At 64.4% G+C, this 25,874-nt stretch carries 26 protein-coding genes; 12 read left to right on the forward strand and 14 right to left on the reverse strand.

Annotated elements, in window-relative coordinates; genetic code table 11:
* Nucleotides 1-236 precede the first annotated feature (236 nt).
* Complete coding sequence (locus ACCQ08_RS15125) at nucleotides 237-1,931, forward strand: SulP family inorganic anion transporter (RefSeq protein WP_312409053.1); 1,695 nt, start codon at nucleotides 237-239, stop codon at nucleotides 1,929-1,931.
* 123 nt (nucleotides 1,932-2,054) lie between these two features.
* Nucleotides 2,055-2,804, forward strand: coding sequence for a sulfurtransferase (locus ACCQ08_RS15130; RefSeq protein WP_373450311.1), 750 nt, complete (start codon nucleotides 2,055-2,057; stop codon nucleotides 2,802-2,804).
* Nucleotides 2,805-2,842: 38 nt separating this feature from the next.
* Here the strand turns inward: ACCQ08_RS15130 and ACCQ08_RS15135 are convergent, their stop codons facing one another.
* Nucleotides 2,843-3,253 carry a DoxX family protein gene (locus ACCQ08_RS15135; RefSeq protein WP_373450266.1) on the reverse strand — a complete coding sequence of 137 codons (411 nt, stop codon included), beginning with the start codon at nucleotides 3,251-3,253 and terminating at the stop codon, nucleotides 2,843-2,845.
* 91 nt (nucleotides 3,254-3,344) lie between these two features.
* A complete protein-coding gene (locus tag ACCQ08_RS15140; protein ID WP_373450267.1) occupies nucleotides 3,345-4,046 on the reverse strand; it encodes a pirin family protein in 702 nt (233 codons plus the stop codon).
* Between the two features lie 238 nt (nucleotides 4,047-4,284).
* Here ACCQ08_RS15140 and ACCQ08_RS15145 point away from each other — a divergent pair, with 238 nt between their 5' ends.
* The 3 genes from ACCQ08_RS15145 (at nucleotide 4,285) to gluQRS (ending at nucleotide 7,656) form a co-directional block, all read left to right on the forward strand.
* Nucleotides 4,285-5,217, forward strand: a complete 933-nt coding sequence (locus tag ACCQ08_RS15145; RefSeq protein ID WP_239812687.1) for a LysR family transcriptional regulator — start codon at nucleotides 4,285-4,287, stop codon at nucleotides 5,215-5,217.
* A gap of 112 nt (nucleotides 5,218-5,329) precedes the next feature.
* A complete protein-coding gene (locus tag ACCQ08_RS15150) occupies nucleotides 5,330-6,445 on the forward strand; it encodes an FAD-dependent oxidoreductase (protein ID WP_312457785.1) in 1,116 nt (371 codons plus the stop codon).
* A 236-nt stretch (nucleotides 6,446-6,681) separates the two neighbouring features.
* Nucleotides 6,682-7,656: a tRNA glutamyl-Q(34) synthetase GluQRS gene (gene gluQRS / locus ACCQ08_RS15155; protein ID WP_373450268.1), complete on the forward strand. Its 975-nt coding sequence runs from the start codon at nucleotides 6,682-6,684 to the stop codon at nucleotides 7,654-7,656.
* On the opposite strand, the gene ACCQ08_RS15160 is transcribed toward gluQRS, so the two are convergent.
* From ACCQ08_RS15160 to ACCQ08_RS15175, 4 genes are all read right to left on the reverse strand, one after another.
* Entirely contained in the window at nucleotides 7,649-8,914 is a 1,266-nt protein-coding gene (locus ACCQ08_RS15160; protein ID WP_312457759.1) for a ferritin-like domain-containing protein, read from the reverse strand. The genes gluQRS and ACCQ08_RS15160 overlap by 8 nt on opposite strands.
* A gap of 5 nt (nucleotides 8,915-8,919) precedes the next feature.
* Entirely contained in the window at nucleotides 8,920-9,786 is an 867-nt protein-coding gene (locus ACCQ08_RS15165; RefSeq protein WP_239811910.1) for a phosphate/phosphite/phosphonate ABC transporter substrate-binding protein, read from the reverse strand.
* 34 nt (nucleotides 9,787-9,820) lie between these two features.
* On the reverse strand, nucleotides 9,821-10,933 hold the full coding sequence (locus tag ACCQ08_RS15170; RefSeq protein ID WP_373450269.1) for an acyl-CoA dehydrogenase family protein: 1,113 nt from the start codon (nucleotides 10,931-10,933) through the stop codon (nucleotides 9,821-9,823).
* A 177-nt stretch (nucleotides 10,934-11,110) separates the two neighbouring features.
* Nucleotides 11,111-11,263 carry a hypothetical protein gene (locus ACCQ08_RS15175; RefSeq protein WP_373450270.1) on the reverse strand — a complete coding sequence of 51 codons (153 nt, stop codon included), beginning with the start codon at nucleotides 11,261-11,263 and terminating at the stop codon, nucleotides 11,111-11,113.
* Between ACCQ08_RS15175 and trmB the strand changes: the two genes are divergently transcribed.
* Nucleotides 11,262-12,035 (forward strand): tRNA (guanosine(46)-N7)-methyltransferase TrmB, encoded by a 774-nt coding sequence (trmB, locus tag ACCQ08_RS15180; RefSeq protein ID WP_373450271.1) that lies wholly within the window; start codon nucleotides 11,262-11,264, stop codon nucleotides 12,033-12,035. The two genes, ACCQ08_RS15175 and trmB, sit on opposite strands and share 2 nt — an antisense overlap.
* Before the next feature lie 324 nt (nucleotides 12,036-12,359).
* Nucleotides 12,360-13,334 carry a succinylglutamate desuccinylase/aspartoacylase family protein gene (locus ACCQ08_RS15185; protein WP_373450272.1) on the forward strand — a complete coding sequence of 325 codons (975 nt, stop codon included), beginning with the start codon at nucleotides 12,360-12,362 and terminating at the stop codon, nucleotides 13,332-13,334.
* Between the two features lie 63 nt (nucleotides 13,335-13,397).
* Here ACCQ08_RS15185 and ACCQ08_RS15190 read toward each other — a convergent pair whose 3' ends face one another.
* Both ACCQ08_RS15190 and ACCQ08_RS15195 read right to left on the reverse strand, forming a co-directional pair.
* Complete coding sequence (locus ACCQ08_RS15190) at nucleotides 13,398-14,189, reverse strand: SDR family oxidoreductase (protein WP_312457707.1); 792 nt, start codon at nucleotides 14,187-14,189, stop codon at nucleotides 13,398-13,400.
* 47 nt (nucleotides 14,190-14,236) lie between these two features.
* The gene (locus ACCQ08_RS15195) at nucleotides 14,237-15,877 is read right to left on the reverse strand and encodes a 3-(methylthio)propionyl-CoA ligase (RefSeq protein ID WP_373450273.1); all 1,641 of its coding nucleotides are present in this window, start codon (nucleotides 15,875-15,877) and stop codon (nucleotides 14,237-14,239) included.
* 267 nt (nucleotides 15,878-16,144) lie between these two features.
* Here ACCQ08_RS15195 and ACCQ08_RS15200 point away from each other — a divergent pair, with 267 nt between their 5' ends.
* Nucleotides 16,145-16,846 carry a pseudouridine synthase gene (locus tag ACCQ08_RS15200; protein WP_312457687.1) on the forward strand — a complete coding sequence of 234 codons (702 nt, stop codon included), beginning with the start codon at nucleotides 16,145-16,147 and terminating at the stop codon, nucleotides 16,844-16,846.
* 27 nt (nucleotides 16,847-16,873) lie between these two features.
* On the opposite strand, the gene ACCQ08_RS15205 is transcribed toward ACCQ08_RS15200, so the two are convergent.
* Nucleotides 16,874-17,578: an SDR family oxidoreductase gene (locus tag ACCQ08_RS15205; protein WP_312457672.1), complete on the reverse strand. Its 705-nt coding sequence runs from the start codon at nucleotides 17,576-17,578 to the stop codon at nucleotides 16,874-16,876.
* Between the two features lie 121 nt (nucleotides 17,579-17,699).
* On the opposite strand from ACCQ08_RS15205, the gene ACCQ08_RS15210 reads away from it, so the two are divergent.
* Both ACCQ08_RS15210 and bktB read left to right on the forward strand, forming a co-directional pair.
* Nucleotides 17,700-18,458, forward strand: coding sequence for an SDR family NAD(P)-dependent oxidoreductase (locus ACCQ08_RS15210; RefSeq protein WP_373450274.1), 759 nt, complete (start codon nucleotides 17,700-17,702; stop codon nucleotides 18,456-18,458).
* 153 nt (nucleotides 18,459-18,611) lie between these two features.
* Nucleotides 18,612-19,796 (forward strand): beta-ketothiolase BktB, encoded by a 1,185-nt coding sequence (gene bktB, locus ACCQ08_RS15215; RefSeq protein WP_373450275.1) that lies wholly within the window; start codon nucleotides 18,612-18,614, stop codon nucleotides 19,794-19,796.
* A 3-nt stretch (nucleotides 19,797-19,799) separates the two neighbouring features.
* On the opposite strand, the gene pepE is transcribed toward bktB, so the two are convergent.
* The 4 genes from pepE to ACCQ08_RS15235 form a co-directional block, all read right to left on the reverse strand.
* Entirely contained in the window at nucleotides 19,800-20,501 is a 702-nt protein-coding gene (pepE, locus tag ACCQ08_RS15220) for a dipeptidase PepE (protein WP_239811901.1), read from the reverse strand.
* Between the two features lie 152 nt (nucleotides 20,502-20,653).
* Nucleotides 20,654-21,418 (reverse strand): M48 family metalloprotease, encoded by a 765-nt coding sequence (locus tag ACCQ08_RS15225; RefSeq protein WP_373450276.1) that lies wholly within the window; start codon nucleotides 21,416-21,418, stop codon nucleotides 20,654-20,656.
* Nucleotides 21,419-21,523: 105 nt separating this feature from the next.
* Nucleotides 21,524-22,504, reverse strand: a complete 981-nt coding sequence (locus ACCQ08_RS15230) for a CysB family HTH-type transcriptional regulator (protein WP_239811899.1) — start codon at nucleotides 22,502-22,504, stop codon at nucleotides 21,524-21,526.
* Nucleotides 22,505-22,566: 62 nt separating this feature from the next.
* Nucleotides 22,567-23,613, reverse strand: coding sequence for a sulfate ABC transporter substrate-binding protein (locus tag ACCQ08_RS15235; protein ID WP_305852724.1), 1,047 nt, complete (start codon nucleotides 23,611-23,613; stop codon nucleotides 22,567-22,569).
* A 301-nt stretch (nucleotides 23,614-23,914) separates the two neighbouring features.
* Here ACCQ08_RS15235 and ACCQ08_RS15240 point away from each other — a divergent pair, with 301 nt between their 5' ends.
* Nucleotides 23,915-24,190, forward strand: a complete 276-nt coding sequence (locus ACCQ08_RS15240) for an oxidative damage protection protein (RefSeq protein WP_133856086.1) — start codon at nucleotides 23,915-23,917, stop codon at nucleotides 24,188-24,190.
* A gap of 134 nt (nucleotides 24,191-24,324) precedes the next feature.
* Here the strand turns inward: ACCQ08_RS15240 and ACCQ08_RS15245 are convergent, their stop codons facing one another.
* Nucleotides 24,325-24,747, reverse strand: coding sequence for a cupin domain-containing protein (locus tag ACCQ08_RS15245; RefSeq protein ID WP_312836495.1), 423 nt, complete (start codon nucleotides 24,745-24,747; stop codon nucleotides 24,325-24,327).
* A 167-nt stretch (nucleotides 24,748-24,914) separates the two neighbouring features.
* Here ACCQ08_RS15245 and ACCQ08_RS15250 point away from each other — a divergent pair, with 167 nt between their 5' ends.
* On the forward strand, nucleotides 24,915-25,871 hold the full coding sequence (locus tag ACCQ08_RS15250; protein ID WP_373450277.1) for a GlxA family transcriptional regulator: 957 nt from the start codon (nucleotides 24,915-24,917) through the stop codon (nucleotides 25,869-25,871).
* Nucleotides 25,872-25,874: the final 3 nt, after the last annotated feature.

The following is a 25,874-nucleotide window of genomic DNA, read 5'->3' on the forward strand; positions in this document are numbered from 1 at the left end:
GCGGCGGCGCGCAGACAAGGCCTGGTCTGCGCTGACGATTGTCGCGGCGCGGCCGCAGCTTGCCAAGCCATTGCAACAAGCTGCGGCAAGCGATACCGATCAGATACCAGGGCTTGGCAATGCTTCACAAACTCCGGCCGCCGATCAGCCCGAGGGATGGCCCAGGCCACTGCCCGCAGTCGCGCGGGCGCAGGAGACACGCTGCAAGACGGGGTTGATGCGGCGACAATGCAGCCATGCAGCCCACCCTGATTCACCGTATCTTTCCGTTCCTGCGCTGGCCCAGGCCTACCCCACAGCTCTTGCGTGGTGAATTCATGGCCGGCATCACGGTCGGGTTGATGCTGGTGCCCCAAGGGGTGGCTTACGCGCATCTGGCGGGCATGCCGCTGATCACGGGGATCTATGCATCGATGATCCCGGCGGCCGTGGCCATTCTTTTCAGCCCGTCCCCTCGGCTGGGTGTCGGGCCCACTGCACTCAGCGCCTTGCTGATCGGTGCATCGCTGACCGGCATGGCCGAACCGGGCTCGGCCCAGTGGGTGGTGCTGGCCGCCTGGATGGCCATCCTGGCCGGCCTGGTGCAACTGAGCCTGGGCCTGGTGCGTGCCGGCTGGCTGCTGAACCTGGTCACTTCACCGGTGCTGGCCGGCTTCACCCAGGCTGCCGCGCTGCTGATCCTGGCCTCGCAACTGCCCAGTTTGCTGGGCATGCGCAGCGACTGGGCTACCGTCTGGGACAACCCGTCGCTCGGCCTGTTTGACTGGCGCTCCATCCTGCTGGGACTGGCCAGCGTCGCCATCCTGGTGCTGGGCAAGAAGTGGCGCCCGGCCTTCCCGTCGGCGGTGTTCGTCATCGCGGGCACCGGGCTGATCAGCTGGCTGACCGACTTTGCCGACAAAGGCGGCGCGGTAGTCGGCCACCTGCCCACTGGCCTGCCGCACCTTGTCTGGCCGGGGATGCTGGACTGGTCGCAGTTTGGCCTGCTCGTCATGCCGGTGCTGGTGATTTCGCTGGTCAGCGCGCTGGAGACCGCCTCCAGCGCCCAGGTCGAGCACCAACAGGCGGGTACACGCTGGGACAGCAGCCAGGAGCTGGTGGCGCAAGGCCTGTCCAAGATGAGCGCCGGCCTGTTCGGCAGCTTTGCCACCAGCGCCTCGTTCTCGCGCTCGGCCGTCAATCTGCTGGCTGGTGCCAAGACCGGCTACGCCAATGTGTTCTCGATTTTGCTGGTCGTCAGCGTGGTGCTGTGGTTCATCCCGGCGCTCTACCATGTGCCGCAGGCGGCACTGGCCGCGATTGTGATGACAGCCGTCGCCAACCTGGTCAAGCCGCGTGCCCTGCTCTATCTGTTCAAGATCTCGCGCGTCGAAGGATGTATTGCGGTCGCCACTTTCGGGATCACCTTGCTGACGGCACCGCGCATCTACTGGGGCGTGCTCTCGGGCATCCTGCTCAGCTCCTGCTACTTTCTCTACAACCGGCTGCACCCGCGCATTGTGGAGGTCGGCCTGCACCCGGACGGCAGCCTGCGCGACCGCCATCTGTGGCAATTGCCTGCGCTGGCCCCGGACCTGCTGGCCCTGCGCATGGATTCGGAGCTGGACTTTGCATCGGCCGCAGCGCTCGAGGAGCGCGCCGCCAACCTGTGGACCCAGCACGCGCACTACCGGCAACTGGCGCTGCTGGCCCAGCCGATGAACCAGATCGACATTACCGGTGTGGAGGCGTTTGTACGGTTGGAGCGCATGGCTGCCAAGCGCGGCGGCATGCTGCATATCGTCGGCATGAAGCTGCCCGTCGAAGCCCGCCTCCAACGCGCCGGCCTGCTGCAAGACAATCCGCATCTGCGCATGTACCGCACCGATGCCGAGTTTCTGCAAGCGATGAACCGCGCGCACAGCGATGACGGCATCGAGTATGCGATCTAGCGATTCGGGCCCCTGCCACAGGGGCCTGACCAGCGGCCAGCGCTACCCTGGCTAAAATAGCCGCCCGCCATGCACTCCGGCACAGGCGGCTATTTCATCCCCGAAGCTTTGCCAGAAACCACCGTGTCCTCGATTCTCAACATCTCCTGCTACAAGTTCATCAGCCTGCCTGACTGTGAGGCGCTGCGCGAGCTGCTCGCCCGGCGCGCGGCCGATCTGGCGCTCAAGGGCACGGTATTGCTGGCCGAGGAAGGCATCAATTTCTTTCTGGCCGGGCCCGCCGAGGCAGTACACGCCTGGGTGGATGAGCTGCGCCAGGACCCGCGTTTTGCCGATGTACAGCCCAAGGAGAGCTGGTCGCAGACCGTGCCGTTCCGCAAGATGCTGGTCAAGGTCAAGCCGGAGATCATCCGCATGGACCACCCGGCCATTCGCCCTGCCCATGGCCGGGCACCATCGGTGAGCCCCCGCGATCTGCAGCGCTGGCTGCAGCAAGGCCATGATGACCAGGGCCGCCCGGTGGTCACCCTGGACACCCGCAACGACTACGAGGTGGACGAAGGCGCCTTTGTCGGCGCGATCGACTGGCGGCTGCGCAAGTTCACCGAGTTCCCCGCACAGCTGCGGGCGCACCGGGAGGAGCTGGCCGGCAAGACCGTGGTGAGCTACTGCACCGGTGGCATCCGCTGCGAAAAGGCCGCCATCCTGATGCAGGAAGAGGGCCTGACGCATGTCTACCAACTCGAAGGCGGCATCCTCAAGTACTTTGAGGAAACCGATGGCAGCGGCTACCAGGGCAGCTGCTTTGTGTTTGACGAGCGCCGCGCCGTCGATGACGGCCTGCGCAAGACGGCGCTCAAGACCGAGACCTGACCGCTAGGCTGCTGCCCGGCTCGGCATGCTGCAGGCGATCAAGCAGCGTGGCGCTTGGCGTCCAGGCTCCATGCGCCGGCCCCAAAGGCGGCAAAGGCCAGCAGCCCGCCGACGATGGCGATGTTCTTGTTGAACAGCAGCTTGGTGACCATCACAGCCTCGGCGGGAACCGACCAGTAGGCATGGAAGATCATGGTCGCAGCCAACGTAAAGACCGCCAGAATGGCTGCGGCATAGCGCGTACCCAGGCCCAGCAGCAGCGCCAGACCACCCAGAATCTCGATCGCCAGGCCCACGGCCACCCCCACCTCGGGCATCGGCATGGCTGCCGATTGGGCATAGCCTACGGCGCCGGCAAAGCCGGTCAACTTGCCCCAGCCTGGAATGATAAAGAACCAGGCAATCAGGATACGGCCCAGCAGGGCCAAAGGATTTTGCAAAGCATTCATATTTTTCTCCTTGAAATAACACCACCACTACTACCAACACCCACACCTGCGCCACACGGGGGCGGCCCTCCATGGCAGCGCCCCCTGTGCATCAGGCAGCCAGATCAAATACCAGCACTTCGGCATCGCGGGCCTGCGCCAGGCGCAGCGATGTCTCCTGGTCCAGATAGGCCGCATCCCCGGTGTGCAGCGCCGTGTCGTTCACCGACACATCGCCCCGCACCACATAGACATAGGACTTGCGTCCGGGCGCCAGGCGCAGGCTGGCCTCTTCATCGCCGTCAAGCAATCCGGCATACATGCGCGCATCGGCGTTCATCGTCAGCGAGCCGTCGGCCCCATCGGGCGACACCACCAGGCGCAGCTGGCCGCGCTTGTCCGGATCCGCAAACGTCTTTTGTGCATAGCTGGGCGCAATGCCCTTGCGATCGGGCTCGATCCAGATCTGCAGAAAATGCGTTTCCTGGCCGCTGGCATGGTTGAACTCGCTGTGCTGCACGCCGGTGCCGGCGCTCATGCGCTGCACATCGCCCGGTGGCAGGCCTTCGATGTGGCCCATGCTGTCCTTGTGGGCCAGGTTGCCTTCCAGCACATAGCTGATGATTTCCATGTCGCGGTGGCCATGGGTGCCAAAGCCCTTGCCCGGTGCCACCCGGTCTTCATTGATCACGCGCAGATTGCCCCAGCCCATGAAGCGGGGGTCGTAGTAGCCGGCAAACGAGAAACTGTGGTTGGAGCGCAGCCAGCCATGGTCAGCATGGCCACGATCGGCAGATTTACGAACCATCAACATTTTTGATCTCCTGTCTGGCAAACGGCGCACATTGCGCTGTTCATCACCATGTCCAAGACTGTAAAACCGCAGCATCTGCCTGCGGGGCAGCGGTTTTGATGGCATCATTCAAAAATTCTGATGGGCTTTTTCCAGAACGTTGCCACGATCTCGTCAAGCCTGAATCAAGCCGGCCTCAGCAGCGAAGATTTACCGATCTGCCCAGGGCTGCATGTAGGAAAGAACCGTCAAAATGGCCTTGTTGCGTGACCGCGATGTCCTCACCCCCGATACCCTGGCCTTGCTCCAGCTGGTGGCGGACTCCGGCAGCTTTGCCGCTGCAGCACGCCAGTTGGGTCTGGTGCCCAGCGCGCTCACCTACCGTATCCGCCAGGTCGAGGATGCCCTGGATGTGCTGCTGTTTGACCGCAGCGCGCGCCAGGCCAGACCCACCGAGGCTGGCCAGGAGCTGCTGCGCGAAGGCGCGCGCCTGCTGTCGGAAGTGGATGCCGTTGCCAACCGCGTACGCCGCGTCGCTACCGGCTGGGAGCCCGAGCTGCGCATTGCCGTCGACGGGGTGATATCGCGCACCACCCTGCTGGAGTTGATCGAGGCCTTCTACACGATCGCGCCGCCCACCAGGCTCAAGATCACCGACTCCATACTGGCCGGGACCTTGGAAGCCCTCAGCTCGGGCCGCGCCGATCTGGCCATCGGCATTGCCGTCGATGCATCGCACGTCGCCGGCCTGCAGCAGCTGGACCTGGGCGAGATCACCTTCCGCTATGTCGTCGCCCCGCACCACCGCCTGGCCGACGAGTTGCAACCCATCAGCGACGAGGTGCTGCGCCAGCACCGCATCATCGCCGTGGCCGATTCCTCGCGCAGCGGAAATGGCCAGACGATCGGCGTGCTCAACGGCCAGGATGTGCTGACCGTCGACACCATGCAGGCCAAGCTGCAGGCGCAGCTGCGCGGCATCGGAGGCGGTTTTCTGCCAGACAACATGACCATGCCCTATCTGCGCAGCGGCCAGTTGGTGGAGCGCGAACTGATGCGTCCCCCGCGCAAGATCAAGCTGCGCTACGCCTGGCGCGGCACCAATCCGGGCAAGGCTTTGCAGTGGTGGCTCGACCAGTTGCAGTCCGAGGCCACACGCACTTCTTTGCTGAGCAATCACTATGTGGGATAAATCCTGAGCAAAATGGGCATGCACACCGTGTAGAGTGGTTCTCCAGATGCCGCTGCACCTGCAGCCATCTGTGATGCCTTATCGTTTGTCGAAACAGTACAGAAAGTCTTTCATGTCTTCTCGCATTCCCCCCAAACCCAAACGATCAGCCTCCTCTTCCCATATTGTTCTGGCCACCCGCAAGCACTATGCCGTGGTAGGCGCCGGCATGGCGGGCGTCGTCTGCGCACGCACCTTGCAGCAGGCGGGCCACCAGGTCACCGTGATCGAAGCCCAACCCCAGGTGGGTGGCCGCATGGCCAGCCGCCACAGCGCGCACGGCAGCTTCGATGTCGGCGCCCAGTTCTTCACGGTGCGCGACCCGCGCTTCCAATTGGCGCTGGACACCACCCCCGATGTCACCCGCCAATGGAGCGTCAATGCCATCCGCACCCTGGATGCGACCGGCAAGGTCGCCGTGACCACGCAGCGCGGCATGGAAGCCCATCTGGTGGGCGTCCCCACGATGGACAGTCTGCTCGCGTCCTGGTCCGCGCCGCTGACCGTTCGCCTCAATGAATATGCACTGGCTTTTGAGCGCGATGCACTCAACCCCAGCCAGTGGCAGTTGCGCACCGAAGACGTCGATGGCGGCGTCCACGTCTACGCCGGCCTTGACGGCGTCGTGCTGGCCATTCCGTCGCCCGAAGCCCAGGAGCTTCTGGCGGACAGCGAAACCCATGTGCCCGCTGACTGGCAGCTGCCCGATGTCTACATCGCCCCGAGCTGGACCCTGCTGCTGACCTTTGCCCATGCGGTCGATCCGAGCATCACCACGATGGGCCCGCAGTGGAATGCCGCGCGCACCGAACACCCCCGCATCACCTGGCTCTCGCGTGAGTCGTCCAAGCCCGGCCGCGGCAAGGTCGAGCGCTGGACCGTGCAGGCCAGCCCCGACTGGGCGCGCAAGCATGAGAACGATGAACCCCAGCGCGTCGCCGCCAAGATGCTGCAGGCCTTCTCCGAATTGACCCGCATCCGCGCCACGCCCAGCGACATCCGCGTTGTGCAATGGGGCTATGCGAAAACCATCAACCCCCTGCCCAAGGATGCGAAGGGCCAAGCCCGCAGCCATCTGTGGAACGCCAAGAGCGCCATTGGCCTGTGCGGCGACTGGTGCCTGGGCTACCGAGTCGAAGACGCCTTTGTTTCTGGCCTGGAACTCGCGCTGGCCGTGCTCGGCGAATAAGAGTCGCTAACACAACCCTTGATACGTCGTTACCAAGCCTTGTCGTACGTCTGTACTGCCTGCGGCTTGGCGCCTCGTCTCAACCGCAAACCTTCGGTTTGCTGGGCCGTGTTAGCGACTCTAAGCGCAGCGCGCCCGGCAGCCTGCCGGGCGCTTTTCCGTTCTCCATCCTGAGCCGTTGCCGATACCGGGCAACGGCTTTTCGCGCTGGCCAGCGGCATTACACTTGCTGTCCCATGAGCTCACGCGTTTATACCGGCCGTTTTGCCCCCTCGCCCACCGGGCCGCTGCATGCGGGCTCCTTGGTGGCGGCCCTGGCGTCCTGGCTCGATGCCCGCGCCCATGGCGGCACCTGGTTGCTGCGGATAGAAGACATCGACCCGCCCCGCTGCCCGCCGGGCATGGACCGGGAAATATTGCGCCAGCTCCATGCGCTGCAGCTGGTTCCCGATGCGCCGCCGCAATGGCAATCCGCCCGCCATGGCCTTTATGCCGCCGCACTGGCGCAGCTGCAGGCAGCCGGCTGGGCCTACCCCTGCGCCTGCACCCGCCGTGACATGGATGCCGCGCTCGCCGCGCAGGGCCATGTGCATGAGCGCCACGGCGAGCGCCCGTACGCGGGCACCTGCCGCGATGGCCTGCATGGCAAGACCGGCCGCAGCTGGCGCTTCCATGCGCAGCGCTACCAGCAGCATGCCAGCGCCGTAGCGGCCGAAGACGACCTGTTGCCGACGCTCGAACACCCGGTACTGCACAGCGACCAGCAGCTGCTGTGGCAAGACCGCTGGCTGGGCCCGCTGCAGCAGGATGTGGCTGCCAGCGTCGGCGATTTTCTGGTGCAGCGCGCCGATGGCCTTTGGGCCTACCAGCTGGCCGTGGTGGTCGATGACGCCACGCAAGGCATCAGCGATGTGGTGCGCGGCGCCGACCTGGCCGACAACACGCCGCGCCAGCTGTTGCTGCAGCGCGCGCTGGGCCTGCCTGCGCCGCGCTATATGCACACGCCGCTGGTACTGCAGGCCGATGGTGAAAAACTCTCCAAACAATACGGCGCGCCAGCCGTCGTGGTGGACAGCGCCGAGCAGCGCATCGCCGTGCTGCGCCAGTCGGCCCAGCACCTGGGGCTCGAGGCGGGCCAGGCCAGCAGCATCCCCGATGCGCTGGCCGGCTGGACGGCGCAATGGGCGCGCCGCCACCTGCCCCCTACATGAAATTGCGCGTGTGCAAGGAGGCCAGCTCCTGCGCATGGCCGCGCTCAAAGCCCAGCCGCACCAGCTTGGTGTAGCGGCCATCGGCCATGTCCTGCATCAGCTGCTGCACGCGCTGGCTGCCCAGCGCCAGCGCATCGGCGGACAAGGCCCCGGCGCCCACCAGGATCAGCGCATCGAACACCTCTTCGTTCAAGCCCGATGTCCCGGCCAGGGCATCATGGCGTGCTTCCACCGCCTGGGCCAGCCGGTGGCGAAAATCCGGCTCGAGCTTCAGGCGGTGCAGCAGGTGCGACATGCCCAGCGCCACATGGCGCGCCTCATCGCGGGCGGCCAGGCGACAGATCTGGCGGGTCAGCGGATCGGGCGCATAGGTCTGCAAGAACTGCAGCAGGTTGACAAAGCTGCCCTCACCCAGCACCGACAGCAAAAAGCCCGCCACTGAAAAATCCTTTTCCGCAAGCAAGCTTTGCAGCGATGCCTGGCCGCCTGCGGTGGAGAGCGCCGGTTCACGCCCATGGCGGCGAATGCGGCGGGTGAACACATCGATATGGCGGGCCTCATCGGCCACCTGGATCGCCAGCGCCGCCTGCAACTCGCGGTAATGCGGATGCAGCTCGCCCAAGAAGCGCGCCGGCACGATCAGCGCCGCATTCTCGTTCTCGACCATATAGGTCATCACCTGCACGATCGCGTCCTCGATCACTGCCGGGGGCTCGGGCGCATGCGCCCAGTCGATATCGGTGTCGGCATTCCACTGTGCAGCCACGGCCTGGGCATACAGGTCCCCGGCCTGGTCGGTCCAGAACTCGGCCTTCTCCTGCAGGCGAAAGGCAAAGGCCGGCGCCCCGGCCTCCACCGCTGCGCCGCGCGCCGCCAAGCCCCAGGCCGGGTTGGCCTGTGCGGCGACCGCACCGGGTTGGCTGGCATCGCTGTGGCCTGCCACCGCAGCATGGCGCCACCGGCCGGCTTGCGCGTTGCCGCGCAGCACCAGCAAGGCCGGCTGCCGCAGCCAGCCCGGCGGCGTTTGCAGCGCATGGCCCTGGGCCTGGCACCAGGCCGCCAACTGCGCCTGCCAGCCCGGCGCCTGGCCGCTGACCCGGATGGACTCGCCCACGGCGACGGCGGCCAGGCCGTGCTTGACCAGCAGGTGCGCACCGGCATCAAAGCCCAGCCGGCCCAAATCCACCAGCGGCAGGCTGGCGGGGTCGGCCTGGCGTTCGCTGCCAGCGCTGCTGGACGGTGCGGACGGTTTTTCCATGGGCGTCAATACCGGTAGTCCGCCGCCAGAATGCGGCCCGCGTCATCATAGAAGCGCTCATCGCGCACCGCACGGGACAAAGGCGCATAGCCCGAAGCACGGCCAGGGTGCCAGACCTTGAGGCCTTCCAACTCCAGCAACGGGCGGATCAGCGGGTCGTCCCAGGACATGGCCAGCAGGATCTCGGTAAAGCGCGCCGCATCGGCGGCGCTGATGCTGGGGCCCGCCGTCATATTGCAGTGGTCAAAAGGCTGCGAGGTGTCGAGTACGCGCGTGGCGCCTGCCGGCAAGGTGCCTTCGGCGGCAAAGGCCAGGTAGTTCTTGGCCACCATCCACGACGCCGCAATGTCTCCCGCCACCATGGCCTTGGCCGCCAGGCGCTCGCCACCGATATGGTCACCATGCTTGCCGCCCAGCACATCAAAACGGCGCGCCTGAAAATCCCGGCCGGCTAGCATGCCCTGTTGGCGCAGGTGGTCCAGTGGAATCAAGGTGGCCTGGGGCGAATCTATCGCGCCAAAGCCCAGGGTCTGGCCGCGCAGGTCAGCCAGGGTCTGGGCCGGGCTGTCTGCGCGCACCACCAGCAGCGACTGCACATCCATGTCGGTGTCGCGCATTGCGATGGACCGCACCTGCTGGCCGGCGGCCCGGGCCATCAGCTCGGCACGCACAAAGGCCAGCGGCGAGTTCCAGGCCAGCTGCACACGGCCGTCGATCAGTGCCTCGGTCAGCGACTCGTAGTTGGAATACAGCACATAGTCAAAGTACAGGCCCTGCTCGATGAAGTGGGCCTTGAAGCCTTCCCAGATCGTGATGACCTTGGGCGCATAGGCCACAGCGCCGAGTTGGAGGGTGGTGTAGGAAGCGGTCATGGATGCCTTCTCAGGTAGGTGGAACACAAAGGGCTCAGGCGGCGGCCTCACACAGCGCCTTGCCCAGCAGGTCATAGATCACATCGGTGGTGGGGTCCATCACCGAGGCAGCGCGGGCATCGCGGAACAGCCGCTCAATGCCCAGGTCCTTGCGGAAGGCGGCGCCACCGCAGACACGCATGGCGGTATCGCTCACCTCCAGCGCCGCCTCGGCCGCAGCGGCCTTGCATTGCAGCAGCCGGGTCTTGGCATCGGGGCGCCCGGCCAGCACCGCCTGCACGGCGTCATCGCGCAGCAGGCGGGCCTGATCGGCCTTGAGCTGGGCCTTGGCCAGGTAGGCGCGGATGGTGGGCAGGTCGGCCAGGCCGCTGCCGTTTTCGGCAAAGCGGGTGTGGGCCACATGCTGCAGCGCGCGGCGCAGCACGCCTTGCATCAGGCCAACCGACGTGGTTGCGATCAAGGTCGGAAAATACGGCATCAGGTAGCGGGCCTTGACGTCCTCGCCCTGGCCATCCTCGCCCAAACGGCAGGACAGCGGCACGGCCACATCCTGGGCGATGATCGGAGACGAGGCATTGCCGCGCAGCCCCATGCCATCAAAGCGCGCGGGGATCTGCAGCCCGGGCAGGCGGCTGTCCACCAGCCACAGCGTATTGCCCTCGCCGGTGCTGGCCCGCGAGATCCAGACATAGGAATCGGCCTCCCCGGCCGAGGTGATCATGCTTTTGTGGGCATTGAGCAGCACCGCGCTCGGGCCCTGCGCTGCGGCAGTACCCGTTGGCGCCCAGATATGGCTGCGCGAGCCGGTCTCCGACACCGCCAACGTGGTGATGTGGCGGCCCTGCGCAATGGCGCGCCGGGTGTCTTCGGCAGCAAAGGGCTCGATCAGCGCCACGCCGCAGTAGTGCATGGTCAGCACCATGGCCGTGCAGGGGCAGTCCTGGGCAATGCGCTCCACCACCTGTACCGCTTCGGGCAGGCCTGCGCCCATGCCGCCCACATCAGCGGCGCTGATCAGGCCCAGCAGCCCCTGGCTGCCCAAGGCCTGCAGCGCCTGGCGCGGGTAGACCGCCTGGCTATCGGTATGCGCGGCCGCCGGCGCGATAAGCTCGCGCACGATCGGCTCCAACGACGAAAGAATGTCCATGCTGCTCCGGATGCTGGCGCAACTGGCAGGCCCTTACCGGAACCCATGGGGCGAGCCACGCCGCCTGGCGCAAGCCGCGAGCCGCGAGCCGCCACCCGAGTTTCCTGTCGCATACAGACCTGCAATCACGACAGACTTCACTTTGTGAAAAAGGCATTATAGGCAGCGAGATGGCAGTCACCAGGCCAGCTGCACGCACACCGATTGCCCACCGTTTTGCCATTGCAGACTGGAAAAATCTACAATAGCCCCTTTTTTGACGCGGCCGAGCGCCCCTTGCCGGGCAAGCGCCACCCTGCCGCTTGTGCTGAGCGGCACCTCCATGACCATGCAATCTTCTTCGACGCCTGCTGCCGGCCCCGTGCCCGAGCCCATCATTACCAACGCACGCGATGCCAGCAGTGCCCCCGGCCATGCGCCTGCGGATGTCGCCCATCCCAAGACCATCCGCTCCTATGTGCGCCGTGCGGGCCGCACCACGACCGGCCAGGCCAAGGCCTTTGAGACCTTGGGCACCCGCTATGTGCTGCCCTACACCGGTGAGGCTTTCAACGCCGAAGCCGCCTTTGGCCGCCAGGCCAAGGTGATTCTGGAAATCGGCTTTGGCATGGGCGAGGCCACGGCGCACATTGCCCGCGTTCGCCCGGAAGACAATTTCCTGTGCTGCGAAGTGCATGAGCCGGGTGTGGGCGCGCTGCTCAAGCGCATTGGCGAGCAGGACATCACCAATATCCGCATCTTCCAGCACGACGCGGTGGAAGTGCTGGAGAACATGCTGCAGCCAGGCTCGCTGGACGGCATCCATGTGTTCTTCCCCGATCCCTGGCACAAGAAAAAGCACAACAAGCGCCGCCTGATCCAGTCGCCCTTTGTGGCCCAGCTGGTGGCCCACTTGAAGCCCGGTGGCTATATCCACTGCGCGACCGACTGGCAGCCCTATGCCGAGCAGATGCTCGAGGTGCTGTCGGCCAACCCCGACCTGAAGAACACCGCCGACGGCTACGCGCCGCAGCCGGAATACCGCCCGCTGACGAAGTTCGAGAACCGCGGACTGCGTCTGGGCCATGGTGTCTGGGATCTGGTGTTCACCCGCGCCGCATAAGCGGGGGGGGGGCCGAGTAGCCCACGCCACATGCAGAGGCTGCTTCGGCAGCCTTTCTCTTTTTTGCTGCCTGGGGCACCGGGCTGACGAGGTAACAGTTGCCATGTTTATCAAAATTGATAGCAGAACCGGCCGCCTGCAGCCCTTGATGCGGTAGGATGGCTGCTGGCACCTGCGAGCAGGTGCCAATGGCACACGCCGCCCCCTGCCCCACGGTTGTGGGTATAAACCTTGCGCCCTGCTCTGGTGCGACAGTCCCCGGCGGGATGCAAGGCTTGTGATGCAGTGGCCCGGGCTGGCATGCCATCACACCGGAAAACTGCAATGACTGTCTCTCGCTTCCACATCCCCCAACTGGACCACAGCCCCTCTGCCGGTCAGCCTGCCGCGTTGCGCAGCTACGGCTGGGCATCGGCTGTGCCGGGCCCGTCCCTGCTGATCTTTGGCGCCGTGCATGGCAATGAGCAAAGCGGCACGCATGCGATCCACCGCTGGATCGAGCGCTTTGAATCGGGCCAGGTGCGCCTCAAGCGCGGGCGGCTGACGATGGTGCCCGTCGCCAATCCCAAGGCCTTCATCAAGAACGAGCGCGAAGGCGACCGCAACCTCAACCGCAACTTTGTGCCGCAGGCCGAGCCGCAGAACTTTGAAGACCACATGGTCAATGCGCTGGCTCCGTTGCTCGAGAGCCATGACGCACTGCTCGACCTGCACTCGTACAGCGGCGACGGCCAGCCCTTTGCGATGACCGGGCCGCTCAACAACACGGGCAGCCTCGAGCCCTTTGCCCGCCAGCAGGAAGAAGAAGCCTTTGCCAAGGCCGTGGGCCTGCCGGTCATCGTGCAAGGCTGGCTGGAGGTCTATGAGCAAGCCGTGAAAGCGAGCGGCGGCGCGCTTCGCCCCGAGCATGGCATCGGCACCAATGAGTTCATGCGCAGCCGGGGCGGCTATGCGATCACCGTGGAATCGGGCTCGCACGAAGAGCCGCAGGCCATCGAGGTCGCCGACCGCTGCATCGCCGGCGTGCTGAACCTGCTGGAGATGGCCGATGTGACCGTTGAGCCCGTTGCCCAGTACACCACCCACCATATGCGGCAGGTGTTCATGCGCCAAAGCGCCGACGACCGCATGCAACAGGACTGGCAGAACTTTGACCCATTCCGCAAGGGCGACCTGCTGGCCACGCGCGCCGATGGCAGCCAGATTCTGGCGCCGTTCGATGGCTGCGTGATCTTCCCGCAGGCCGATGCCGCCGTGAACCGCGAGTGGTTCTACCTGGCGCAGACGGACCACAGCTGATCCAGCGAAGGCGGGCTGCCTTTTGCAGGCAGCCCGTCAATCTACCCGGCCAGCCAGCCTGAATCAGCCAGCGGTGACGATGCTGACCCCGCCATCGACAGCCAGGCACTGGCCGGTGATGTGTTTGCCGGCGTCGCTGGCCAGCAGCACGGCAGCACCCTTCAAATCATCATCCCCGCCCAGGCGCCCCAGCGGCACGCCGGCAGTCATCGCATCCTCGCCGATCTGGTCGATCAGGCCAGTGGCCATCTTGGTGCGGAAAAAGCCCGGCGCCAGCGCATTGACGCGGATGCCGTAGTGCCCCCATTCGGCCGCCAGCGCCCGGGTGAAGTTGATCACGGCGCCCTTGCTGGTGTTGTAGGCAATGGTCTTCATCGCTGCCGGGTTGCCACCCAGCCCGGCAATCGAGGCCAGGTTGATGATGGCGCCCTGGCGGCGCGGGATCATGCTGCGCTTGGCCAGCTGCTGCGACAGCAAAAAATAGCCGCGCACATTCAGGTTCATCACCTTGTCCCAGGCGGCAGCGGGATGGTCTTCGGCCGGCGCGCCCCAGCTGGCACCGGCGTTGTTGACCAGAATGTCCACATCACCGACGCGCTCCAGCACCTCTTGCGCCAGGCGCTCGATCTCGCTGTCCACCGCACAGTCGGCCGCCACCCAGCGCGCATCGATACCGGCGCCACCGAGTTCGGCCACGGCCGCCTCCAGCTCGTGGGCCTTACGGCTGCTCAGCACCACCTTGGCGCCGGCCTCGCCCAGCGCATGGGCCAGCTGCAGCCCCAGGCCACGCGAGCCGCCGGTGATCAGTGCCGTCTTGCCGGTCAAATCAAATAATTGCCCAATCTTGCGGGTCATGCAAAGGCCTCCTGGTATGCCTGAAGAAATGGATCAAATGGAGGCCCTCAGGCCGGCAGCGCATAGTCCTTGAACTGCTCGCGCAGCCGGGTCTTGAGCATCTTGCCGGTGGCGCCCAGCGGGATCGCATCGACAAACACCACCGCATCGGGAATCTGCCATTTGGCCATTTTTCCCTGGTAGAAAGCCAACAAGTCTGCTTCGCTGACGGCGGCATCCTTCTTGAGCGCGACAAACACCACTGGCCGCTCGTCCCACTTGGGGTGGGGCATGCCCACGCAGGCGGCCATGGCGACTGCCGGGTGGGCCATCGCAATGTTCTCGATGTCGATGGAGCTGATCCATTCACCGCCGGACTTGATCACGTCCTTGCTGCGGTCGGTGATCTGCATGAAGCCATCGGCATCGATGGTGGCCACGTCACCGGTGGGGAACCAGTCGCGGCCCTGCGCATCGGTCACCAGCGGCGACGCGCCCTCGCTGCGGTAGTAGTTTGCCACCACCCAGGGGCCGCGCACCAGCAGGTCGCCATAGGTCTTGCCGTCCCAGGGCTGGTCCTGGCCATCGTCGCCCACAATCCGCATGTCCACACCAAAGATGACCCGGCCCTGCTTGGCCAGCAGCTGCGCCTGGGTGTCGGCCGGCAGCGCCAGGTGCTTGTGCTTCAAGGTGCAGACGGTTCCCAGCGGGCTGAGCTCGGTCATCCCCCAGGCATGCAGGACCGTCACGCCATAGTCGTCCTGGAAGGTCTTGATCATTGCCGGCGGGCAGGCCGAACCGCCAATGATGGTGCGCTGCAGGCTGCCAAAGCGCAGGCCCTGGCTTTGCACATGGCTCAGCAGCATCTGCCAGACAGTGGGCACGCCGGCGGCAAACGTCACCTTCTCCGCCTCCATCAGCGCGTACACCGAGGGACCATCCAGCGCCGGGCCGGGAAACACCAGCTTGGCGCCATTGAGCGGCCCGGAGAACGGCAGGCCCCAGGCGTTGACGTGGAACATCGGCACGACGGGCAGCACCACATCGCGCGAGGAAATATCCATCACATCGGGCAGCGAGGCGCCATAGGCGTGCAATACGGTGCTGCGGTGCGAGTACAGCACGGCCTTGGGGTTGCCGGTGGTGCCGCTGGTGTAGCACATGCCGCAGGCGGTGTTTTCGTCAAACTCGGGCCACTGGTAGGCGCCATCGGCGCTGGCAATCCAGGCTTCGTAGGCGACCAGGCCCGGAATGCCGGCATCGGCGGGTAACTTGTCGGCATCGCACAGCGCCACCCATTGGCGCACCGTGGGGCAGCGCTCGTGGATGGCCTGCACGATCGGCAGGAAGCAGCTGTCAAAGCACAGCACCTCGTCCTCGGCATGGTTGACGATCCAGACCACCTGGTCAGGATGCAGGCGGGGGTTCAAGGTATGGATGACCCGGCCCGAGCCGCCCACGCCGTAGTACAGCTCCATATGGCGGTAGCCATTCCAGGCCAGGCTCGCCACGCGCGTGCCTGCGGCCAGGCCCATGCCATCCAGGGTCTGGGCCAGCTGCCGCGAGCGCTGCGCAAAGTCGGCATAGGTGTAGCGGTGGATGTCACCTTCGACACGGCGGGAGACGATTTCGGTATCGCGGTGGTAACGCTCCGCAAACTCCAGCAGGTTGGAGGTCAGCAGTTGCTGCTTTTGCATCAGGCCTAGCATTGGGTCTCCTTGTGATATGGCCAGTGGCGGCACGCAGGCGATGCTGCGCATGGCACCACCGGCATGCATCCGTTTTTATAGCGCTTGTGCGCGGCAAAGGGCATCGTAGCAACCCGCACTGCGCGCGGGCTGCATGAGCAAATGCCTGCTGCTTATGACGAGGCATACAGTACAGGCAGCCGCTCGCCACGTGCACGGCGCGCTGTCACCTAGGCTGCAGCACGTAAAATCCTGCGCATTTCTCCGCCGCCTTTTTGCGCTGTTGCCATGCTGATTCCCGATTACATCGACGAGCACCTGCTGGTGCTGAACAAGCCATCGGGCCTGTTGTGCGTGCCTGGCCGCGGAGAAGACAAGCAGGACTGCCTGAGCGCACGTGCCCAGCGGCAGTGGCCCGATGCGCTGGTGGTGCACCGGCTGGACCAGCCCACCTCGGGCCTGGTGGTGATGGCGCGCAGCCTGGCCGTGCAGCGTGCGCTGGGTGATGCCTTTGCGGCCCGCACGGTACGCAAGCGCTATGCGGCCGTCGTCTGCGGCAGCCCTGCTGCACAGCCTCTGGCACCCGGCCATGCGCTACATGCCGCGATGCCGCAGGATGGCCACGCCTGGAGCCTGGTGGACCTGCCGCTGATCACCGACTGGGAGCGCCGCCCCTTGCAGCGTGTCGATTGGGAGATTGGCAAGCCCAGCCAGACCTGGTGGCGGGCGATGACCGCAGACGAGGCAGCCGCGCTGCCAACCATTCCCGCCGGCTGCACCCGCCTCTGGCTGGAGCCACTGACCGGCCGCACACACCAGCTGCGCCTGCATATGCAGGCCATCGGCCATGCGATGCTGGGCGACGGCCTGTATGCCAGCGCAGCGGTGCAGGCCATGGCACCGCGCCTGCTGCTGCAGGCGCAGCAGCTGGGCTTTGCCCACCCGGTGACCGGCCAATGGCTGGACTGCCGGCTGGCGGCAGATTTCTGAAGGCCGGGCTGGAACGGCCTGGCCGTCTTAGACGTGGCGCATCAGGCCGCCATCGACGCGGATGTTCTGGCCGGTGATGTAGGCCGCACCGTCGGAGGCCAGAAAGGCCACGGTGGCGCCAATCTCATCGGCCTTGCCGTAGCGCTGCAGCGGCACGGCCGCCTGGCGCTCGTCCTTCTTGGGCAGGCTGTCGATCCAGCCAGGCAGCACATTGTTCATGCGGATATTGTGCTGGCCGTATTCATCGCAGAAGATCTTCGTGAAGGCCGCCAGGCCTGAACGCGCCATGGCCGAGGTCGGGAACAGCGCTGCCGGCTCGAACGCCCAGGCCGACGAGATATTGATGATCGCGCCGCCGCCCTGCTTTTGCATGATGGGTGCGACCAGGCGCGTGGCGCGCACCACGTTCAGAAAGTACACCTCCAGGCCCTTGATCCAGTCCTCATCGCTGATCGACAGCAGATCGCCCTTGGGGCCGTGGCCGGCGCCATTGACCAGCACATCGATGCGGCCGTAGCGCGCCATCACCGCATCCACCAGCTTTTGCATGTCGGCCACATTCTGGTTGGAGCCGGTCACACCCACACCGCCCAGCTCCTGGGCCAGCGCCTCGCCTTTGCCCGAAGACGACAAAATGCCCAGCGCATAGCCGGCCTGGTGCAACTGGCGTGCTGCCGCTGCGCCCATGCCGGATCCACCGGCGATCACGATGGCTACTTTGGATTGGTTCATGCTGTGCTTCCTTTGTCTGTCGTTCCAAAGCTGCTGATCCTAACCAAGCCGCCACGCCTGTGCAGGCATCCGGGAAAAACGCCGTAACGCCCAGGCCCAACTGCCGTTACGATAGCCGGTTATGACCACCAAACACCTCACCATCCTGACCGGCGGATCGCGCGGCATGGGCCTGGCCATGGGCCGGCAACTTCTGGCCAAGGGCCATACCGTGCTGAGCATCGCGCGCAGCAGCTCCAGCGCGCTGGCCGCTGCCGCTCCAAAGCCTGACCAGCTCATCCAGTGGGAGCAGGACCTGGGCGACACCGATGCCGCAGCACAGCGCCTGGGCGACTGGCTGCGCAGCCTGAAGGCCACCGACTGGGCCAGCATCACGCTGATCAACAACGCTGGCGTGATTCCGCAGATCGCACCGCTGTCGGACCTGGCCACGCCCGATCTGCGCAATGCACTGCGCGTAGGGCTGGAGGCACCGATGGCGCTGACTGGCGTGTTCCTGGGCGCCACCGGCAGCTGGACCGTGCCCAGGAAAGTGCTGAATGTGTCCTCCGGCCTGGGTCGCCGCCCGATGGCATCGCAGGCTGCCTACTGCACCGCCAAGGCCGGCATGGATGCCTATGCGCGCTGCGTGGCGCTGGAAGAAGCCCACAAGCCCCATGGCGCCAAGATCGTCTCGCTCGCACCCGGCGTGATCGATACCGACATGCAGGTGCAGCTGCGCAGTGCCGATGCGGGCGCCTTCCCCGATGTAGGCAACTTCAAGGGCCTGCATGAAGGCGGCAAACTCAGCAGCCCGGAAGAAGCTGCTGCCAAGGTGCTGGGCTGGCTGGACCGCGCCGACTTTGGCCAGAACGTGATTGCCGACGTGCGCGAGCCTTGAACGACGCAGCGCACTGGACGCTTCCAGCCCGTCGTGGACTGTCACCAAGGTGCGTGCTCGCCCTGTTTGATTGACACAGCGGCGGGCTGGGTGGCAATAATGCTGCAAGGCAACATTTGCATGCCTCTATCCATTTAAACAGGAGACCTTTCCATGTCCCGTGAAGTACTTGTCTGCAGCGCCGTGCGCACTGCCATCGGCACCTTTGGCGGCAGCCTCAAGGATGTTCCACCGACCGAGCTGGGGGCGCTGGTCGTCAAGGAGTCGCTGGCCCGCGCCGGCATTGAAGGCAAGGATGTGGGCCATGTGGTCTTCGGCCACGTGGTCAATACGGAACCCAAGGACATGTACCTGAGCCGCGTAGCCGCCATCCAGGGCGGCTGCCCGCAGGAGACGCCGGCGATGAACGTCAACCGCCTCTGCGGTTCGGGCCTGCAGGCGATTGTGACGGCCAGCCAGGGCATTCTGCTGGGCGACTACGACGTGGCGATCGGTGCCGGAGCAGAAAACATGAGCCGCGCACCGTACGCCAGCACCACCAGCCGCTGGGGCGCACGCATGGGCGATTTCAAAATGATCGACATGATGACCGGCGCGCTGCACGACCCCTTCCACAACATCCATATGGGCGTGACCGCCGAGAACGTGGCCAAGGAATTTGGCGTCAGCCGCGATGACCAGGACCAGCTGGCCTTGAGCAGCCACCAGCGCGCCGAGCAGGCCTGGGCAGAGGACCGCTTTGCCGGCCAGATCGTGCCGGTCATCCTCAAAAGCAAGAAGGGTGACATCCGCTTTGACAAGGACGAGCACTTCCGCGCCGGCGCCAAGATCGAAGACTTTCAGAAGATGAAGCCCGTCTTCATCAAGGAAGACGGCACCGTCACCGCCGCCAATGCCTCCGGCATCAATGACGCCGCAGCCGCCATGGTGCTGATGGAAGCGGCCGCCGCCAACGCGCGTGGCGCCAAGCCGCTGGCCCGTCTGGTGGGCTATGCCCACGCGGGTGTCGACCCCAAGATCATGGGCATTGGCCCGGTGCCGGCGTCCAAGGCCGTGCTGGCCAAGACCGGCCTCAAGCTCGACCAGATAGATGTCATCGAAGCCAATGAAGCCTTTGCGGCACAGGCCTGCGCGGTGACCAAGGGCCTGGGCGCCGACCCAGCCAAGGTCAACCCCAATGGTTCGGGCATTTCGCTGGGCCACCCGATTGGAGCGACGGGCGCGATCATCACCGTCAAGGCCATCCATGAGCTGCACCGCACCGGTGGCCGCTATGCGCTGGTTACCATGTGCATTGGCGGCGGCCAGGGTATTGCCGCCATCTTTGAGCGCGTCTAAGTACTAGACGTTCAGCGCAGTCCCTACGGGCAGGTCCTCGACCGGCTTGCCCGCTGCAAAGCGCTTGGCTGCAAACTGCCCCGCCACCTGGGCCTGGCCGCCCTGCACGCGCAGCCAGCTGCCCTCCGGCAACGCCACCACCAGCTTGTCCGGGTTGGCGATCAGGAACTCCGCCAGGCGCTGGTCGCGCGTTTCGCCCTGGTGGCCGGGCGGCAGGCTGTTGTTGTAATGGGGGTTGATGCAGAACGGCACCAGGCCCAGCGCGCTAAAGCCTTGGGGGTCGACGATAGGCATGTCATTGGTGGTGTTGATCGTCAGCCCCGCCAGATTGGCGCCAGCGCTCCAACCGGTGTACGACATGCGGCCAGAGCGCACCGCATCGCCGATGCGCACCAGCCAGCCCCGTTTGCGGCATTCGGCCAGCAGCTGGAAGGTATTGCCACCGCCGACGATGACGGCTTGAATATCCCCAGCCAGGAACTGGCCCAGGGCGTCATCCCGGTGCGCGCCCACCAACTGAACGCCGGTGTGTGCCATGGCGTCCTGAACCTGCGCAGCGTAATCATCCCAGCTCAGGGTGACACCGGCAAAGGGCACGAACAATGCTTTTTGCACGCCCTGCATCTGGGCTGCCAGCGCATCGCGGCAAAAAGTCAGGTAGCCGCCATCCGGGGCACGGGAGTTGCTCAACAACAGTAACTGCATAACATCTCTTGGAGTTGGGCTGCCAGCATAGCAGCCCGCGCTGTGCAGCGGCGTCACACAAGCACCGGCGGCAGGCCCCTCCGCGATGTGCAGACGCAAAAAAGGACTGGTCAGCTGCCTTGCAGCCTGCCAGTCCTTTGCGTTGCGGAGATTTACTTGCCGCTGTCCAGTCGTGCCTGCATCGCCTTGGCACGGGCCTCCGATGGCGGGTGCGAATCCATCAGGGAGCCGCCGCCACCGCCGCTGAGCTTGGCGAGCTTCTGGAACGCAGTCACCAGGCCCTGCCGCTCCATCTTTTGCTGGGTCAGCAGGTCAAAGGAGTAGTTATCGGCAGCAGACTCGTTGGCCTGCGAGAACTGCGCATGGATGAACTTCTCCCCCAGCTCGCCCGCTTGCGAGCTCGACAGCGATGCCAAGGTGGCATTGCCGCTGTTGGCGGCAATCTGGCGTGCGGCCGATGTGGCATAGGCCGTCTGCATGCGGCGCTTGCTGTGGCCCAAGGCCACGTGGCCGATTTCATGGCCGATCACGCCACGCAGTTCGTCGTCGTTCATCAGGTCCATCAGGCCGCTGTAGACGCGGATACAGCCATTGGCCATCGCCCAGGCGTTCACATCGCTGGTCAGGTAGACCTTGTAGTCGGCCTTCTTGCCTTCTACCTCTTGCGGCATCTTGGCCACGACCTTGGCCAGACGCTGGCTGTATTTGTTGTTTGCAGGCGCAAGCTTGTTTTGCTGGTCCAGTGCAGCGCAGGATTCATTGGACAAGGCCACGACATCGCCATCGGTCAATGTCATGGCCTTCATTGCGGTGGAGCCGGAGTCCATCAGCCCGCTCAGGTTGCCCGCGTCCATGGTCTTGCAGCCGGCCAGGGCCATGGCGGCCACCAGACCGGTGAGCATCAAAGTTATGCGCATTCGCTATCTCCTCACGTTGAAAACGTGCATCATAGCCTGCGCATATGGAAAACTTTGTTTCCATTCTTGTCAGCCTCGATCCCCTTCGCGTATAAACCAGCGCGCTCAAGCCGCTTTCTGGGCGTTGGCAGCGGCTGCCGCTTCGTCCGGTGCGGTAGCGGACACCGCCTGCAAGACCACTTCGCGCTTCAAGGTTGGCACAAAGCTCTCGATGAACTGCAACGCGTAGGCGCGCAACCACACGCCCTTGCGCAGTGCGATGCGGGTGGTGTTGACCTTGAACAGATGACCGGCATCAATCGCCCGCAGGTTGCGGTCGCGCTCCTCGTCAAACGCGATCGAGGCCACGATGCCGATGCCCATGCCCAGCTCGACATAGGTCTTGATCACGTCCGCATCCATCGCGGTCAGCACCACATTGGGTGTGACCTCGGCGGCGGCAAAGGATTCATCGATATGCGAGCGGCCGGTATAGCCCTGCTCATAGGTGATGATCGGAAAACGCACCAGCGACTGCAGGGTCAGCGGCCGGCCGGACTCCTGCTGGGCCAGCAACGGGTGGCCGGGCGGCACGACAACCGAGTGCGTCCAGCGGTAGCCCGGCAAGGTGGCCAGGCTGGCATAGCCGGTCAAGGCCTCGGTGGCCACGCCGATATCGGCCGCACCGCTCAGCAGCATCTCGGCCACCTGGCGCGGCGAGCCCTGGTGCAGGTGCAGGGCCACATCCGGAAACTGCTCACGAAAATCGCGCACCACCAGCGGCAGCGCATAGCGGGCCTGCGAGTGGGTGGCTGCAATGCTCAGCTGACCGCTGCGGCTCGCATGGAAATCGGCACCGGCGCGGCGCAGGTTTTCGGACTCCAGCAGCAAACGGTCCACGATCGGCAAGATGGCCTCGCCCGGCGGGGTCAGCCCGGTCAGACGCTTGCCGGCGCGGATGAAGATATCCACGCCCAGCTCGTCTTCCAATTCGCGGATCTGGCGGCTGACACCTGGTTGCGAGGTGTAGAGCACATGCGCCACCTCGGTCAGGTTGTAGCCATTGCGGGCGGCCTCACGCACGGCCCGCAGTTGCTGAAAATTCATAACATTCACCTTTATGGACCAACCGCCAGGTAATGACCTGGCGGATTGTTGAGCGTCCTTGCTTATTTCTTGGTGTAGATCTGGTCAAAGCTGCCGCCGTCGGCAAAGTGCGCAGCATCTGCCTTGGTCCAGCCACCGAAAGCGTCATCGATGGTGAAAAGCTTCAGGTTGGCGAACTGGCTGGCGTACTTGGCCTTGGCCGCTTCGGCAGTGGGGCGGTAGAAATTGCGGCCGGCAATGTCCTGGCCTTCGTCGGAGTACAGGTACTGCAGGTAGGCCTCGGCAATCTTGCGGGTGCCACGCTTGTCGACCACCTTGTCCACGACAGTCACCGTGGGCTCGGCCAGGATCGACAGCGAAGGCGTCACGATCTCGAACTTCTCGGGCCCGAATTCCTTCAGTGCCAGGTAGGCTTCGTTTTCCCAGGCCAGCAGCACATCGCCCTGGCCCCGCTGCACAAAGGTCACCGTCGAGCCGCGCGCGCCGGTGTCGAGAATCGGCACATTCTTGAACAGCTTGGTGATGTAGTCCTTGGCACCTGCTTCACCGCCATAGTTGCGCTTGCCAAACTCCCAGGCAGCCAGGTAGTTCCAGCGCGCGCCGCCACTGGTCTTGGGGTTGGGCGTAATCACCTTCACATCGGGCTTGATCAGATCGCCCCAGTCCTTGATGCCCTTGGGATTGCCTTTTTTGACCAGGAACACAATGGTCGAGGTGTAAGGCGCGCTGTTCAGCGGCAAGCGCTTTTGCCAATCGGCGGGCACCAGCTGGCCATATTTGTGCAGTGCGTCGATGTCCCCCGCCAACGCCAGCGTTGCCACGTCGGCCTCGATGCCGTCAATGATCGCGCGCCCTTGCTTGCCGGAGCCGCCATGCGACTGCTTGATCGTCACGGTCTGGCCGGTCGTATCCTTCCAGTGCTTGGCAAAAGCCTGGTTGAACTGGTTGTACAGCTCACGGGTCGGGTCGTAAGAGACATTGAGCAAGGTCACCGGGGCTGGCGCCTGGGCATGGGCCGCGCTGCTGAAAACGGCAGGCGCAAGCGCCATCAGAGACGCGACTGCGGCTGCGGCTATCGGAAACTTGATAAAGTGGCGGCGTTGTTGCATGGAACACTTTCAGAATGGCAAAAGTCGTAGGGCTTGAGGCCTGAACACATTCTGAAACGCCGCCATAAAAACTCAAACTACTATTAATTCAGTTTTTTATAACTGAAACTTATTAACAAGACGCGACATCGCAGTGGCCGGGCCCGGTGACGGGCTGGCAAGCAGGAGGCTCGCCCGCACCCCAACCTTGGTGGAAGTGCGGGCAAAGCAAGCAGTGTCTGGCGATGGCCGGCAGACTGCGGCAGCATCGGGCGAGCACCGCCAGTGCATCAGCGTCAACCCAACGAAGGAAGCATCTCCCATGGCACGTATGGTCAACTGCGTCAAACTGCACAAAGAAGCCGAGGGCCTCGACTTTCCCCCCTACCCTGGTGAACTGGGCAAGCGCCTGTGGGAAAACGTCAGCAAGGAAGCCTGGGCTGGCTGGCTCAAGCACCAGACGATGCTGGTCAATGAAAACCGCCTGAATCTGGCCGACCAGCGTGCCCGCCAGTACCTGGCCCGCCAGATGGAAAACCATTTCTTCGGCGAAGGCGCCGATGCGGCAGCCGGCTACGTGCCCCCTACCGCAGACTGATGTGCCACTGTAAAGTGCACGCCGGGGCTCCGTCCCGGACATAAAAAATGGCAGCCGAGGCTGCCATTTTTTTTATATCCCTGCGCGAGGAACTTACTGCTTGCGCAGTAAATCCATTCGCTTGCATAAATATATTATTTAGCGACCAAATCAAAACCACCGCTCTGGTATTGAAACAGCAGGCAGTCCATACCGGCCACGCAGCCGCTTTCATGGATCAAACCGGCAGGCAGATCATAGAAAGAGCCGGCGGGGTATTCGGTACGCTTGCCATCGATCACCGCATAGAAGGTGCCTTGCACGACCACGGTGGGCAGCGACTTGGTATGGTGGTGAGTGGGATTGTCGCGGCCTGCAGGAAACAGCACAAAGGCTTCGTAGGCTTCCTTACCCGTCAGGTCACCGCGCAGATTGGCGTACTTGATACCGCCCGAGCCCGCCAGCTCCGTCCACTTGAGCTGCGATACAGGAACGGAGACCAGGCCGTCGGCAGCACCTGCGGCGCAGGCGATCAGCGAAGAGGTGGCCAACACGGCTGCAGCGATGGAAAACTTCATCATTAACTCCTAGTATTAAACGATTGAATAAGCTCTTCGACTCTGACTAGTATTGCCTTTATATTTGTCTGAATCGATGGCTCTATTCTGTTGATCTGCAGAAAATGCAAAAGTAGCCAAATAGACAAGATGCGATAAGATCCGGCCAAATCCACCCTTTCCATGCCATGCACACGATTGCTGTGATTGCCTACGACGGCATTAGCCCCTTCCATTTGTCCGTCCCCTGCATCGTGTTCGGCGACGATTTGCTGCGCCTGGGTGCCCCGCGCTACGAGTTGCGGGTCTGCGCGGAGCGCACCGGTGCTGTGTCCACCCTGTCCGGATTCGCGATTCAGGTCGAGCACGACCTGGCCGCGCTGGAGCAGGCCGATACCGTCATCATTCCGTCCTGGAGTTCACCAGAGGAGCAGCCCTCTGCCGCGATGCTGGCCGCGCTGCAGCAGGCCCATGCGCGGGGCGCGCGGGTCGTGGGCCTGTGCCTAGGCACCTTTGTGCTGGCCCAGGCCGGTCTGCTGCAGGGCCGCTCGGCTTCGACGCACTGGGCCTGGGCCGATGATTTCGCCAAGGACCACCCCGAGGTCAAACTCGACCGCCATGCGCTCTACACCGACGACGGCAATATCACCACGTCGGCCGGCACGGCAGCCGCCATTGACTGCTGCCTGCACCTGATCCGCCTGGACCATGGCGCAGAAATTGCCAACCGGGTGGCGCGCCGCCTGGTCGTTGCTCCGCACCGCCATGGCAACCAGTCCCAGTACATCGAGATGCCGCTGTCCGAGACCGAGCGCCCGGATGCCGTCTCCGCAGCGCTTGACTGGGCCATGGCCCATCTCAACGAACCCATCAATGTGGAACAGTTGGCCCAGAAGGCCCATATGAGCGCCCGCAACTTCAGCCGCCACTTCAAGCGCAAGACCGGCGCTACCGTCGTGCAATGGCTGCTGCACCAACGACTGGCCGTCGCCCAGCGCCTGCTCGAGCGCGGTGACGGCTCCATCGACCAGGTGGCGGAGACAGCAGGCTTTGGCTCCACGGTGTCATTTCGCCTGCAGTTCACGCGGATGTTTTCGATTTCTCCCGCGAGCTACAGAAAGCAATTTCTGCACCGGGAGGTGTAGGCG

The sequence above is a fragment of the Comamonas sp. SY3 genome (assembly GCF_041730275.1).
GTDB classification, from domain to species: Bacteria; Pseudomonadota; Gammaproteobacteria; order Burkholderiales; family Burkholderiaceae_C; genus Comamonas; species Comamonas sediminis.